Here is a 14,059-nt window from a genome sequence, read left to right on the forward strand (position 1 = left end):
GCGCCGATGGTACTGCAGGGGGGACCCTGTGGGAGAGTAGGACGCCGCCGAACAATCATTGTGGGAAAGCCCCGCACCTTATGGTGCGGGGCTTTCCTGCGTTCAGGGTACGGATGTTCTCCTGTAGGGTCAGGAGGCATCGTTCGCACGTTCAAGTGGAGGCCCCCGGGTGGAGGTCCAGGAGACTCGGGTTCAGACTGATCGAATTTTCACGATCCCGAACATTCTCAGCATGGCGCGCCTGGCCGGCGTACCCCTGTTCCTCTGGCTGATCCTGGCGGAGCATGACGGCTGGGCGCTGCTCGTGCTCATGCTGAGCGGTGTCAGTGACTACCTCGACGGGAAGCTCGCGCGGCGCTGGAACCAGATCAGCAGCCTCGGCCGGTTGCTGGACCCGGCGGCCGACCGTCTGTACATCCTGTCCACGTTGTTCGGTCTGACCTGGCGCGAGATTCTGCCGTTGTGGCTCACCGTGGCGCTGTTGGCACGTGAGGTGATGCTGGCCGCCATGGTGCTCATCCTGCGCCGTCACGGCTATCCGCCGCCGCAGGTCAACTTCCTCGGCAAGGCCGCCACCTTCAACCTGATGTATGCCTTCCCGTTGCTTCTGCTGAGTGACGGCACTGGTTCGCTGGCGTGGCTGGCGTCCGTTTTCGGATGGGCGTTCGCCGGATGGGGTACAACCCTCTACTGGTGGGCAGGAATCCTTTACGTGGTGCAGGTCCGCCGACTCGTGAAGGCGGACGCCGCGGCCGATTGAGCTCGCTCGGCGCAGTGACGCGGAGGAGCGGAGCCGGAGTCCGAGACGGGCGAGGTCGGCGTGTACGTCGTCTCTCAAGGAGGACTCTTCCGACATGAAGGCCGTCGTGATGGCCGGTGGCGAAGGCACCCGTCTTCGCCCCATGACCTCGAGCATGCCCAAGCCGCTCCTGCCGGTGGCCAACCGGCCGATCATGGAGCACGTGCTCAGGCTGCTCAAGCGGCATGGGCTCACTGAGACCGTGGTGACCGTTCAGTTCCTGGCGTCTCTCGTCAAGAACTACTTCGGTGACGGCGAGGAGCTCGGAATGGAGCTCACCTATGCCAATGAGGAGAAGCCACTCGGGACCGCCGGCAGCGTGAAGAACGCCGAGGAGGCATTGAAGGACGATGCCTTCGTGGTGATTTCCGGCGACGCGCTAACGGACTTCGACCTCACGGACCTCATCGCCTTCCACAAGAACAAGGGCGCACTCGTCACGGTCTGCCTGACCCGCGTGCCCAATCCGCTGGAATTCGGCATCACCATCGTGGACGAGGAAGGCAAGGTCGAGCGGTTCCTGGAGAAGCCGACCTGGGGGCAGGTGTTCTCGGACACCGTCAACACGGGCATCTACGTCATGGAACCCGAGGTCTTCAATTATGTGGACCCCGACGTGCCGGTGGACTGGTCCGGCGATGTCTTCCCGCAGCTGATGAAGGAAGGCCGGCCGATCTACGGCTATGTCGCCGAAGGCTACTGGGAGGACGTCGGTACCCACGAGAGCTACGTCAAGGCGCAGGCCGACGTGCTCGAGGGCAAGGTCCAGGTCGATATGGACGGCTTCGAGATCTCGCCCGGGGTGTGGGTCGCCGAAGGCGCCGAGGTACACCCGGACGCGGTGCTGCGCGGGCCCCTGTACATCGGGGACTACGCCAAGGTCGAAGCCGGGGTCGAGATCCGCGAGCACACGGTCGTCGGCTCGAACGTCGTCGTCAAGAGCGGGGCGTTCCTGCACCGGGCCGTGGTCCACGACAACGTGTACCTCGGCCCGCACAGCAATCTCCGTGGCTGTGTCATCGGCAAGAACACCGACATCATGCGCGCCGCCCGGATCGAGGACGGCGCGGTCATCGGTGACGAGTGCCTGGTGGGCGAGGAGTCCATCGTCCAGGGGAACGTACGCGTCTACCCCTTCAAGACCATCGAGGCCGGTGCCTTCGTCAACACCTCGGTGATCTGGGAGTCGCGCGGTCAGGCGCATCTCTTCGGCGCCCGCGGGGTCTCCGGGATCCTGAACGTCGAGATCACGCCCGAGCTCGCCGTACGGCTGGCCGGTGCGTACGCGACGACGCTCAAGAAGGGCTCGACGGTCACCACGGCCCGCGACCACTCCCGTGGCGCACGTGCGCTGAAACGTGCCGTCATCTCGGCGCTCCAGGCCAGCGCCATCGACGTACGGGACCTGGAGAACGTGCCGCTGCCGGTCGCCCGGCAGCAGACCGCGCGCGGCAGTGCCGGCGGGATCATGATCCGGACCTCGCCCGGGGTGCCGGACTCCGTGGACATCATGTTCCTCGACGAGCTGGGCGCGGACCTCTCGCAGGCGCAGCAGCGCAAGCTGGACCGGGTGTACGCGCGCCAGGAGTACCGGCGTGCCTTCCCCGGCGAGATCGGTGACCTGCAGTTCCCGTCGAGCGTCTTCGACTCGTACACCGGCTCGCTGCTGCGGCAGGTGGACACGACGGGGATCGCCGACGCCGGTCTGAAGGTCGTCGTCGACGCCTCCAACGGCAGCGCCGGTCTGGTGCTGCCCAGCCTGCTGGGCCGGCTCGGGGTCGACGCGCTGACCATCAATCCCGGGCTCGACGAGAGCCGGCCGACCGAGACCGCCGAATCGCGGCGGACCGGGCTGGTACGGCTCGGGGAGATCGTGGCGTCGGCCCGGGCCGCGTTCGGTGTCCGATTCGATCCCGTCGGTGAGCGGATCTCGCTCGTCGACGAGCGCGGACGGATCATCGAGGACGACCGGGCGCTGCTGGTGCTGCTGGACCTGGTCGCGGCGGAGAAGCGCAGCGGGCGGGTGGCGCTGCCGGTGACCACGACGCGGATCGCCGAGCAGGTGGCGGCGTACCACGGCACGCAGGTGGAGTGGACGACGACCTCGCCCGACGACCTGACCCGGGTGGGCCGGGCGGAGGGCACCATCTTCGGCGGGGACGGCCGGGGCGGCTACATCGTGCCGGAGTTCAGCAGCGTCTTCGACGGTTCGGCCGCGTTCGTCCAGCTCATCGGGCTGGTGGCGCGGACGCAGCTCACGCTGAGCCAGATCGACGCCCGGATACCGCGTGCGCACGTGCTCAAGCGGGACGTGCCCACGCCGTGGGCGGTCAAGGGTCTGGTGATGCGCAGGGTGGTCGAGGCGGCCGGGCAGCGGCAGGTGGACACCACCGACGGTGTGCGCGTGGTCGAGGCCGACGGGCGCTGGGCCCTGGTCCTGCCGGACCCGGCGGAGGCGGTGACGCACCTGTGGGCCGAGGGGCCCGACGCGGCCTCCGCGCAGGCGCTGCTGGACGAGTGGGCGGCCGTGGTGGAGGGCTCCGGGCACTGAGCCCGGCAGGGGTGTGAGAGGCGTCCCCCGGCGCGGGGCCGGTGCCTGCCGGTCCCGTCCCGGGGGACGGACGCATTCGGTACGGGCCGTTCCGACATGCGACGATGTGCGGCATGTCGCAGCCGTCCAACCGCCGGAGTCCGGCACCTTCCCCGCCGGCGCGTCCCGACGCGTCCATGTCGCTGCTGACGCACGTGATGGACCACAGCCTCGACGAGGGCTACGCGGAGGCCGCGGCCCGGCGCGAGGCGGATGGTACGAAGGGCCTGCCGCGTTCCCTGAAGGCCAAGCTGGGGCTGGCGGCCGGGCTGGTGCTGGCGGCCATGGTCGTCACCCTCGGTGCCGCCCAGACGCAGGTGGCGGCGCCGGTCCTGGCCAAGGAGCGCCACGAGCTGATCGACCGGGTGGAGCGGGCCGACGAGCGGGCGGCCACACTGGAGAAGGACATCGACCGGCTGCGGGCCGACGTCGCGAAGCGGCAGCGCGAGGCGCTCAAGCAGCACGGTGGCGACCAGGGCGGGCCGGTGGCGCTGCTGTCGGGGGCGACGGAGGTCCGCGGGCCCGGGGTCAAGCTGACCGTCGACGACGCCAAGGGCGCGGCCGCGGGCGGTGGCGGGCCGCGCGAGAACACCGGCTTCTCGGACACCGGCCGGCTGCGCGACCGGGACATGCAGCGGATCGTGAACGGACTGTGGCAGTCCGGAGCCGAGGCGGTGTCGATCAACGGGCAGCGGCTGACGGCGCTGTCGGCGATCCGCGCGGCCGGTGACGCGATACTGGTCGACAACAAGCCGCTGGTGCCGCCGTACGAAGTCCTCGCGGTGGGTGACAAGAAGCGGCTGGCCACCGGGTTCCAGGACAGCGCCGACGGCGTGTACCTGAAGGTGCTGCAGGACAGCTACGGGATCCGGGCCAACCTTGCGCAGCAGGACGAGGTGCGGCTGCCGGCGGCGTCGAGCCTGACCGTGCGTACAGCTACAGCAGTAGAGCCGAAGAAGGGTGCATCGTGATCGCGGTACTGGGCCTGCTGGCCGGAGTGGTGGTCGGACTTCTGGTCCGGCCCGAAGTGCCGGCCGTCGTCGAGCCGTATCTGCCGATCGCCGTCGTGGCGGCGCTGGACGCGGTGTTCGGAGGCCTGCGCGCGATGCTGGACGGCATCTTCGTGGACAAGGTCTTCGTGGTGTCGTTCCTGTCCAACGTGGTGGTGGCGGCGCTGATCGTCTTCCTCGGCGACAAGCTCGGGGTCGGCGCGCAGCTGTCCACGGGTGTGGTCGTCGTCCTCGGTATCCGTATCTTCTCCAACGCCGCGGCCATCCGCCGGCACGTGTTCCGGGCGTGAGGCCGATGAGCAACGACGAGACGCCTCCCGAGGGCTCCGGGGCGGCTGCCGGCTCCGGGGAACCCCTGGTGCCCCCGGTGTCCGGGGCGCCCGCCCCGCCCCCGGAGACCGGCCGGCAGCGGCTGGCGGCCGGCCTGTGGCCGCTGCGGCTGAGCCGGTCCCAACTGATCGTGGCGCTGCTGTTGTTCGTCCTGGGTCTGGGACTGGCGATCCAGGTGCGGTCCAACACCGATTCGAGTGCGCTGCGCGGGGCCCGGCAGGAGGACCTGGTGCGCATCCTGGACGAGCTGGACGGGCGGACCAAGCGGCTGGAGGAGGAGAAGCAGCAGCTGACGGACCAGCGCAAGGAGCTGGAGAACAGTTCCAACCAGGCCGAGGACGCCCGCAGGCAGACTGTGGAGAAGGAGCGCCAACTGGGCATCCTGGCGGGTACGGTGGCTGCGCAGGGGCCGGGGATCACGCTGAAGATCTCCGATCCCAAGAACCAGGTGCAGTCCGACATGCTGCTGGACACCATCCAGGAGCTGCGGGCGGCCGGGGCCGAGGCGATCCAGGTCAACGGTGTGCGTGTGGTGGCGGGCACGTACTTCTCGGACGTGGACGGCGGCGTGGCGGTCGACGGTAAGAAGATCACACAGCCGTACGAGTTCAGGGTGATCGGCAAGCCGCAGGATCTGGAGCCGGCGCTCAACATTCCCGGCGGTGTGATCCAGACGCTGGAGAAGGAGCAGGCCACGGCCAGTGTCGTGCGCTCGCCGAAGATCATCGTCGATGCCTTGCGGCCGGCGAAGCAGCCTGACTACGCTCGGTCGTCATCGTCGTGAGTGGGAGTGACGTGTGGGACGGCTCACGTGGGCGGAGGCCTGCGGGGGGTCGGCGCACCGAACGAGTGGTGCGTGGTGGAAACTGTCTGGTGGTTACGGACGTTGTGAGAATGTCCGGGTCGGCAGGTGTGTGCATTCGGAGTTCGTCCTGCCCCACGGGCGGGTCTGTTTCGGTCAAGGGGAATCGCCCGTGAAGTTGTTTGAGAAGTTGTTCGGCAAGAAGAACCGCGAGGAAAGCGGTGCCAAGCACCGCGCCGGCCACGGTGACGTGGAGGCGCAGGGGGAGCGGCCGCTCTTCCGTGACGAGGTCCCCGGCGCGGATGACGTGGCGGGTGGGCGCGGTGCGTCCGCCGCCGACCCCTCCGCCGCCGGCCGCATAGGTTTCGGTGACCCGTCGACCTCAGGTGCGGGTGGAGGGTTCGCCCCCGACCCGTATGCCACCAGTACCTCCGCGGGGCAGCCGCGGCGCGAGGAGCCGTCCATGTCGGCCGAGCAGGTGTGCAGCAGGTGTGGGCACCGCAGCGACGCGGCGAGCCGTTTCTGCTCGAACTGCGGTGCGCCGCTGCGCCCGGGGCTGACGCCCGAGCGTGCCTCGGAGACCACGTCCACCATCTCGATCTCGGGCCTGGAGGCCTACGAGGCCGAGGCATCCGGTCAGCACGTGTCGTCGTCGCTGTCCCCCGAGGCCCAGGCCGCGGTGGAGGCGCTGCCCGCGGGCTCGGCGCTGCTGATCGTGCGCCGGGGCCCGAACTCGGGCAGCCGCTTCCTGCTGGACGGTGAGCTGACCACGGCCGGCCGCCACCCGCAGAGCGACATCTTCCTGGACGACGTCACCGTCTCCCGGCGGCATGTCGAGTTCCGCCGGGGCCAGGAGGGCGGGTTCACCGTCTCCGACGTCGGCAGCCTCAACGGCACGTACGTCAACCGGGAACCGATCGACTCCGTCGCCCTGCACAACGGCGACGAGGTCCAGATCGGCAAGTACCGGCTGGTGTTCTACGCGAGCCAGCGGGGCATCTGACCCTCCCCCAGACTCCGTCGGGGGACTCCCCAGGGAAGGTCCATGCTGCGTACACCGACGGGCGGTGCCGGAAACGGCGCCGCCGGCCCGGTCGGGCGGCTGGTGAGCATCGGTACGGTGCTGGGCCAGCTGCGTGACGAGTTCCCCGAAGTCACCATTTCCAAGATCCGTTTTCTGGAGGCGGAGGGGCTCGTCGAGCCCCGGCGCACGCCGTCCGGATACCGCAAGTTCAGCTCCGACGACATCGAGCGGCTGGCGCGCATCCTGAGGCTCCAGCGCGACCACTACCTGCCGCTGAAGGTCATCCGCGAGCAGCTGGACGGACATGCGGCCGACCAGGGTCGCATCCCCGCGCCGTCCTCGCACGCCGACTCCGACGGGGAAGCCGTGGACGGCCGGGCCGCGTCCACCGCGGCCCGGATCGGGCGGGCGGAGCTGCTGGCCGCCGCCGAGGTGGACGAGGCCCAGCTGGCGGAGTGGGAGTCGTACGGGCTGATCGCCGAGGCGCCCGGCGGGGGCTTCGACGCGGAGACGGTCACCGTGGCGCGTCTGGTGGCGGATCTGGGCCGGTTCGGTCTGGAGCCGCGGCACCTGCGGGCCATGAAGGCGGCGGCCGACCGGGAGGCGGGTCTGGTCGAGCAGGTCGTCGCACCCTTGCGGCGGCATCGCAATCCGCAGACCAGGGCCCATGCGGAGGCCACCATGAAGGAGCTCGCGGGGCTGTCCGTACGGCTGCACGAGGCGCTGGTGCAGACCGCTCTGGGGGTGCGGCTGTCCTGACCGGGACGGCCCCGACTACCCAAACCGGCCGGGCAGGTCCTAGGGTTGCTGTGTGAACGAGCTCGACGTTGTGGGTGTCCGGGTGGAAATGCCCTCCAACCAGCCGATCGTTCTCCTGCGTGAAGTGGGAGGCGACCGGTACCTCCCCATCTGGATCGGTCCGGGGGAGGCGACCGCCATTGCCTTCGCGCAGCAGGGCATGGCACCTGCGCGGCCGCTGACCCACGACCTGTTCAAGGACGTGCTGGAGGCGCTGGGCGAGGAGCTCTCCGAGGTCCGGATCACGGACCTGCGCGAGGGCGTCTTCTACGCGGAGCTCGTCTTCGCCAGCGGGGTCGAGGTGAGCGCGCGGCCGTCGGACGCCATAGCGCTGGCCCTGCGCACGGGGACGCCCATCTACGGGAGCGACGGGGTCCTCGACGACGCCGGGATCGCGATTCCGGACGAGCAGGAGGACGAGGTGGAGAAGTTCCGCGAGTTCCTCGACCAGATCTCGCCCGAGGACTTCGGCACCAGCAACCAGTAGGCCCCGGTCCGGGGCCCGCGGCCGGGTCGGGCGGTGTCGGATCCGGCGTGCGGCGGCCCGGAAAAAGGGCGGTTGCGGCCCATTCGAAATGCCCTTCCCGGGAACGGGGCACGCGAAACCACTCTCAGGGTGATTATCACCCGGCGTGCCGAGTGTGGCGATCGTTGACGCACCCCGGGTGACTGCCTACCGTCGAGATGGCAGGTCAAGGACGGAGGGTCGGGCGTGAGGATCACGGGCGACGGTACGACCGGGGGCACCCCCGCGCGGAGTGAGAGCGGGCCGTTCCCGCTGCACGGCAGTGCGGTGGGCGCCGCGCGCCGTCAGCCGGACTCGACGCCCCGGGCCGCCCCGGCGGGAGCGGCGCCGGCCACCGGGCAGATCGGCTACCGCGGGCCCACGGCCTGCGCCGCGGCCGGCATCACGTACCGGCAGCTGGACTACTGGGCGCGGACCGGCCTGGTGGAGCCGAGCGTGAGAGCGGCGTACGGCTCGGGCACGCAGCGGCTCTACAGCTTCCGGGACGTCGTCGTCCTCAAGATCGTCAAGCGCTTCCTGGACACCGGGGTGGCGCTGCAGAACATCCGTACGGCCGTGCAGCACCTGCGGGGCAGCGGATTCGCGGACCTGGAGCGCATGACGCTGATGAGCGACGGCGCCACCGTGTACGAGTGCACCTCGCCGGACCAGGTCGTCGAGCTGCTCCAGGGCGGGCAGGGCATCTTCGGCATCGCGGTGGGCGTGGTGTGGCGGGACGTGGAGAACGCCCTGTCGCAGCTGCACGGCGAGCGGGTCGACTCGGGCGAGACGGTGGCCGGGCACAACCCGGCGGACGAGCTCGCCGCGCGCCGGAACCGGGCCGTCTGAGACCCCGTCCGGGCCGCCGGGAAGGCGTCGAACGTGTTTGCGGTCCGTTGTCGGTGGCGTAGGGCAGCATCGGTGCTGTGAGAACCGCTCCGACGATCCTGCATCTGGACATGGACGCCTTCTACGCCTCCGTGGAGCAGGCGTCCAAGCCGAGCCTGCGCGGCAAGGCGGTGATCGTCGGCGGGCTCGGACCGCGCGGGGTGGTGGCCACCGCCTCCTACGAGGCGCGGCGCTTCGGCGTCCACTCGGCCATGCCGACGGCGCAGGCGCGCCGGCTCTGTCCGAACGGGGCGTACCTGATCCCGCGCTTCTCGCTGTACCGGGCGGTGAGCGACCAGGTCATGGCCCTGCTGCGGGAGCTGTCGCCGCTGGTGGAGCCGCTGAGCCTGGACGAGGCCTTCGTCGACCTCGAGGCGGGCGGCTGCGCGTTCGACGCGGCGTCCGCGCGGGCGACGGGGGAGCGGCTGCGGGCCGACATCCGGGCGGTCACGGGACTGAGCGGTTCGGTGGGGCTGGCCGGCTCCAAGATGCTGGCCAAGGTGGCCTCCGAGGAGGCCAAACCGGACGGACTGCTGCTGATCGAGCCGGGCACGGAGCGGGAGCTGCTCGCGCCGATGCCCGTACGGACACTGCCGGGAGTGGGCCCGGCCACGGGCGAGCACCTGCGGCGGGCCGGGATCACGACGGTGGGGGAGCTGGCCGAGGCCGGCGAGGACGAGCTGGTGCGGATGCTGGGGCGGGCGCACGGGGTCGCGCTGAACCGCATGGCGCTGGGGCTCGACGACCGGGCGGTGGTGGCCGAGCGGGACGCCAAGTCGGTGTCGGTCGAGGACACCTTCGACGTGGACCTGCACGACCGGGTGCGGATCCGGGGCGAGGTGCAGCGACTGGCGGAACGGTGCGTGCGGCGGCTGCGGGACTCGGGGCACTCGGGGCGGACGATCGTGCTGAAGGTGCGCCGGTACGACTTCTCGACGCTGACCCGTTCGGAGACCCTGCGCGGGCCCACCGACGACCCCGCCGTGGTCCGCGAGGCGGCGGCCCGGCTGCTGGAGGCGGTGGACACCACGGGCGGGGTGCGGCTGCTGGGCGTGGGGGTCTCGGGGCTGGCGGACTACACCCAGGAGGACCTGTTCGCGCAGGCGGAGGCCGAGGCGCAGGCGGAGGCACGGGCCGAGGCGGAGGCCCGGGCCGAGGCCGAGACGGCGGCAGCGGCCCTGGCCGGCCTCGGCGGGGCGGCAGGGGCGGCAGGGCCGACCGGGGTGCCGGTGCCTCCCGGGGCGGCCCCAGGGGCGGCTGTGGCGGCTGTGGCGGCCGGGGCGGGGGAGTCCGGCCCTCCGGAGCCCGGGTCGCCCCCGGAGCGGCGCTGGACGGCCGGCAGTGACGTACAGCACGCGGTGTACGGGGCCGGGTGGGTCCAGGGCAGCGGCGTCGGCCGGGTCACGGTGCGGTTCGAGCAGCCGGGATCGCCGCCCGGCCGGGTGCGGACCTTCCGGGTGGACGACCCGGACCTGCGGCCCTCGGACCCCCTCCCGCTCCCGGGCCTGCCGCCCGGGCCGGGCGCGGCCGGCCCCTGAGGGCCGCCCGCGCCCGGCCCGCGGCGCCTCTCAGGCCGAGGTCGGCGTCGTTCGTCGGCCGGGGTTAGGTCTCCCCGTCGCCCGCCAGGCGGCCGAAGTCGCGCTGGAAGTCGCTGGGGAGGGCGACGTCCAGGCCGTAGTGGTGGTAGAGCTGGAGCTCCTGCTCCGGTGAGAGGTGGCGGCCGACCCCGAAGTCCGGAGCGTCCTTGATCAGGGAGCGTTCGAAGGGCACCCGGAGGGTGTCGTTCACCAGCTCACTGGGCTCCAGCGGGACGAACGCGTCCCTGCTGAAGAGCCCTGTCCGTACGGCTGCCCATTCCGGCACACCCGTGGCGTCGTCGAGGTAGACCTCGTCCACCGTGCCGATCTTGGCACCGTTGCGGTCGTACGCCTTGCGGCCGATCAGGCTGCGCGGATCGATGTCGGTCTGCACGGTCCCTCCAACTGGTCGCAACTCCTCCGTAATGACTACAAAAAGGCAATTCCGGAGCGAGGGCCACTCGAGGGAGGCCCCAGAAGCTCGCTGGTAGGCTGGGTGACGGCTGTCGACCCTGTGCGGGAGAGTCCTCCGAGTGAGCGCGATATGAGCAAGACGTGAACACGACGGAGGCGCCGAAGGAGCAAATCCTCCCCGGAATCTCTCAGGCAGACGTACCGCACGGACGAGGCCACTCTGGAAAGCAGGGGTGGGTGTCGGACCCGCACTACCGATTCCCCTCCCTCACCGACGGTGAAAGCCGGACCTCCACGGGCGACCCCCAGGCGGACCGGTGAAGCTCTCAGGTTGAGATGACAGAGGGGGAGGCCGTCCGGGTGCCCGCGCCGTGGTGCCCCTCGCAGGTCGTACGACCAGGAGGCCTCCGTACATGACCGCCAACCGCATTCCGCTCTCCCAGCTGGAGCGAGGCATCCCCTTCGAGCAGCGCCACATCGGGCCGGACGCCGCGGCCCAGGCGAAGATGCTCGCCCAGGTCGGCTACGGCTCCCTGGACGAACTCACCGCCGCCGCGGTGCCGGATGTGATCAAGAGCGCCGAGGCCCTGGACCTCCCCGGTGCCCGTACCGAGGCCGAGGTGCTCGCCGAGCTGCGTTCGCTGGCCGACCGCAACCAGGTCCTGTCCCCGATGATCGGTCTCGGCTACTACGGGACGTTCACCCCGCCGGTGATCCTGCGCAACGTCATGGAGAACCCGGCCTGGTACACGGCGTACACGCCCTACCAGCCGGAGATCTCCCAGGGCCGTCTGGAGGCGCTGCTCAACTTCCAGACCGTCGTCGCCGACCTCACCGGCCTGCCGACCTCCGGCGCCTCCCTCCTCGACGAGGGCACCGCGGCCGCCGAGGCCATGACGCTGGCCCGCCGCGTGGGCAAGGTCAAGGGCGGGGTCTTCCTCGTCGACGCCGACGCCCTGCCGCAGACCATCGCCGTGATCCAGACCCGCGCCGAACCGACCGGTGTCGAGGTCGTCGTCGCCGACCTGTCCGAGGGCATTCCGGCGGAGATCGCCGAGCGCGGCGTCTTCGGCGTGCTGGTGCAGTACCCGGGCGCCTCCGGTGCCGTCCGGGACATCAAGCCGGTCATCGACCGGGCGCACGAGCTCGGGGCGATCGTGACCGTCGCCGCCGACCTGCTCGCCCTGACCCTGCTGACCTCGCCCGGCGAGCTCGGCGCGGACATCGCGGTGGGCACCACCCAGCGCTTCGGCGTCCCGATGGGCTTCGGCGGCCCGCACGCCGGCTACATGGCCGTCCAGGACAAGCACGCCCGTTCGCTGCCCGGCCGCCTGGTCGGCGTCTCCGTCGACGCCGAAGGCAACAAGGCCTACCGCCTGGCCCTGCAGACCCGCGAGCAGCACATCCGCCGCGAGAAGGCCACCAGCAACATCTGCACCGCGCAGGTGCTGCTCGCCGTCATGGCCGGCATGTACGCCGTCTACCACGGCCCCGAGGGCCTGAAGACGATCGCCCGCCGCACGCACCGCTACGCCGCCCTGCTCGCCGCCGGTCTGACCGCCGGCGGGGTCGAGCTGGTCCACGGCGCGTACTTCGACACCCTCACCGCCCGGGTGCCCGGCAAGGCCGCCGAGGTCGTCGCCGCCGCCCGCGAGGCCGGGGTCAACGTGTACGGGGCCGACGCCAACCACGTCCTCGTCTCCTGCGACGAGACCACCCTGCGCGCCGACATCGAGGCCGTCTGGGCCGCCTTCGGCGTGAGCGCCGACATCGAGGCGCTGGACGCGAGCGCCGCCGACGCGCTGCCCGAGGGCCTGCTGCGCTCGGACGCGTACCTGACGCACCCGGTCTTCCACCAGCACCGCTCCGAGACCGCGATGCTGCGCTACCTGCGCAAGCTCGCGGACAAGGACTACGCGCTGGACCGCGGCATGATCCCGCTGGGCTCCTGCACCATGAAGCTCAACGCGACCACCGAGATGGAGCCGGTCACCTGGCCCGAGTTCGGCCAGCTGCACCCCTTCGCGCCGATCGACCAGGCCCAGGGCTACGCCACGCTCATCAACGAGCTGGAGGAACGTCTCTGCGAGGTCACCGGCTACGACAAGGTCTCCATCCAGCCCAACGCCGGCTCGCAGGGTGAGCTCGCCGGTCTGCTGGCCGTGCGCGCCTACCACCGCGCCAACGGCGACGAGCAGCGCACGATCTGCCTGATCCCGTCCTCCGCGCACGGCACCAACGCCGCGTCCGCCGTGATGGCCGGCATGAAGGTCGTCGTCGTCAAGACCGCCGACGACGGCGAGGTCGACGCCGCGGACCTGCGCGCCAAGATCGAGCAGTACCGCGACGAGCTCTCCGTCCTGATGATCACCTACCCGTCCACCCACGGCGTCTTCGAGGAGCACGTCGCCGAGATCTGCGGTCTCGTGCACGACGCCGGCGGCCAGGTGTACGTGGACGGCGCCAACCTCAACGCCCTGGTGGGCCTGGCCAAGCCGGGTCACTTCGGCGGCGACGTCTCGCACCTGAACCTGCACAAGACGTTCTGCATCCCGCACGGCGGCGGCGGCCCGGGCGTCGGCCCGGTCGGTGTCCGGGCGCACCTCGCCCCGTACCTGCCCAACCACCCGCTGCAGCCCACCGCCGGCCCGGAGACGGGCGTCGGCCCGATCTCGGCGGCGCCGTGGGGTTCGGCCGGCATCCTGCCGATCTCCTGGTCGTACGTACGCCTCATGGGCGGCGAGGGCCTCAAGCGTGCCACCCAGGTGGCCGTGCTCGGCGCGAACTACATCGCCAAGCGCCTGGAGCCGCACTACCCGGTGCTCTACACCGGCCCCGGCGGTCTGGTCGCCCACGAGTGCATCATCGACCTGCGCCCGCTGTCGAAGGCGACCGGCGTCTCCGTCGACGACATCGCCAAGCGTCTGATCGACTACGGCTTCCACGCGCCGACGATGTCGTTCCCGGTGGCCGGCACGCTGATGATCGAGCCGACGGAGTCCGAGGACCTCATCGAGATCGACCGCTTCTGCGACGCCATGATCGCCATCCGTGCCGAGATCGAGAAGGTCGCCTCCGGCGTCTGGCCGGCCGGGGACAACCCGCTGGCCAACGCCCCGCACACCGCGGCGGCGCTGGGCGGCGAGTGGAACCACCCGTACACCCGTGACGAGGCGGTCTTCCCGGGCACCGTGGTGGCGGCCGAGAAGTACTGGCCGCCGGTGCGCCGCATCGACGGTGCCTTCGGCGACCGCAACCTGGTCTGCTCGTGCCCGCCGCTGGACGAGTACGACAACTGATCCCCACGCGTCCCGCACACACG

Annotated in this window: 12 protein-coding genes and 1 riboswitch; of the genes, 11 read left to right on the plus strand and 1 reads right to left on the minus strand. The window is 70.9% G+C overall.

All coding sequences use genetic code 11. The annotated features are described in order from the left end of the window. Positions 1-169 precede the first annotated feature (169 nt). The 10 genes from ACZ6KO_RS33930 to ACZ6KO_RS33975 all read left to right on the plus strand — a co-directional run bounded on the left by ACZ6KO_RS33930 (position 170) and on the right by ACZ6KO_RS33975 (position 10,284). Positions 170-760, plus strand: coding sequence for a CDP-alcohol phosphatidyltransferase family protein (locus ACZ6KO_RS33930; RefSeq protein WP_469307826.1), 591 nt, complete (start codon positions 170-172; stop codon positions 758-760). A 94-nt stretch (positions 761-854) separates the two neighbouring features. Continuing rightward, positions 855-3,350: a sugar phosphate nucleotidyltransferase gene (locus ACZ6KO_RS33935; RefSeq protein WP_469307827.1), complete on the plus strand. Its 2,496-nt coding sequence runs from the start codon at positions 855-857 to the stop codon at positions 3,348-3,350. Between the two features lie 104 nt (positions 3,351-3,454). Then, entirely contained in the window at positions 3,455-4,360 is a 906-nt protein-coding gene (locus tag ACZ6KO_RS33940) for a DUF881 domain-containing protein (protein WP_469307828.1), read from the plus strand. Continuing rightward, complete coding sequence (locus tag ACZ6KO_RS33945) at positions 4,357-4,689, plus strand: small basic family protein (protein ID WP_189973628.1); 333 nt, start codon at positions 4,357-4,359, stop codon at positions 4,687-4,689. The genes ACZ6KO_RS33940 and ACZ6KO_RS33945 overlap by 4 nt, the downstream gene beginning before the upstream one ends. Before the next feature lie 5 nt (positions 4,690-4,694). Then, complete coding sequence (locus tag ACZ6KO_RS33950; RefSeq protein ID WP_469307829.1) at positions 4,695-5,513, plus strand: DUF881 domain-containing protein; 819 nt, start codon at positions 4,695-4,697, stop codon at positions 5,511-5,513. Positions 5,514-5,595: 82 nt separating this feature from the next. Beyond that, the gene (locus tag ACZ6KO_RS33955; RefSeq protein ID WP_469307875.1) at positions 5,596-6,534 is read left to right on the plus strand and encodes an FHA domain-containing protein; all 939 of its coding nucleotides are present in this window, start codon (positions 5,596-5,598) and stop codon (positions 6,532-6,534) included. 42 nt (positions 6,535-6,576) lie between these two features. Continuing rightward, positions 6,577-7,314 (plus strand): transcriptional regulator FtsR, encoded by a 738-nt coding sequence (gene ftsR, locus ACZ6KO_RS33960; RefSeq protein WP_469307830.1) that lies wholly within the window; start codon positions 6,577-6,579, stop codon positions 7,312-7,314. A 52-nt stretch (positions 7,315-7,366) separates the two neighbouring features. Continuing rightward, complete coding sequence (locus ACZ6KO_RS33965) at positions 7,367-7,840, plus strand: bifunctional nuclease family protein (RefSeq protein WP_401457218.1); 474 nt, start codon at positions 7,367-7,369, stop codon at positions 7,838-7,840. Between the two features lie 225 nt (positions 7,841-8,065). Next, positions 8,066-8,707, plus strand: coding sequence for a MerR family transcriptional regulator (locus ACZ6KO_RS33970; protein ID WP_469307831.1), 642 nt, complete (start codon positions 8,066-8,068; stop codon positions 8,705-8,707). A gap of 77 nt (positions 8,708-8,784) precedes the next feature. Further along, complete coding sequence (locus ACZ6KO_RS33975; protein WP_469307832.1) at positions 8,785-10,284, plus strand: DNA polymerase IV; 1,500 nt, start codon at positions 8,785-8,787, stop codon at positions 10,282-10,284. Positions 10,285-10,348: 64 nt separating this feature from the next. Here the strand turns inward: ACZ6KO_RS33975 and ACZ6KO_RS33980 are convergent, their stop codons facing one another. Further along, positions 10,349-10,717 (minus strand): PRC-barrel domain-containing protein, encoded by a 369-nt coding sequence (locus ACZ6KO_RS33980; protein WP_469307833.1) that lies wholly within the window; start codon positions 10,715-10,717, stop codon positions 10,349-10,351. A gap of 113 nt (positions 10,718-10,830) precedes the next feature. Beyond that, positions 10,831-10,951, plus strand: a riboswitch (glycine riboswitch). 199 nt (positions 10,952-11,150) lie between these two features. Between ACZ6KO_RS33980 and gcvP the strand changes: the two genes are divergently transcribed. Next, positions 11,151-14,036, plus strand: a complete 2,886-nt coding sequence (gcvP, locus tag ACZ6KO_RS33985) for an aminomethyl-transferring glycine dehydrogenase (protein WP_469307834.1) — start codon at positions 11,151-11,153, stop codon at positions 14,034-14,036. Positions 14,037-14,059 lie beyond the last annotated feature (23 nt).

This window comes from Streptomyces sp. NPDC042102 (assembly GCF_055582305.1).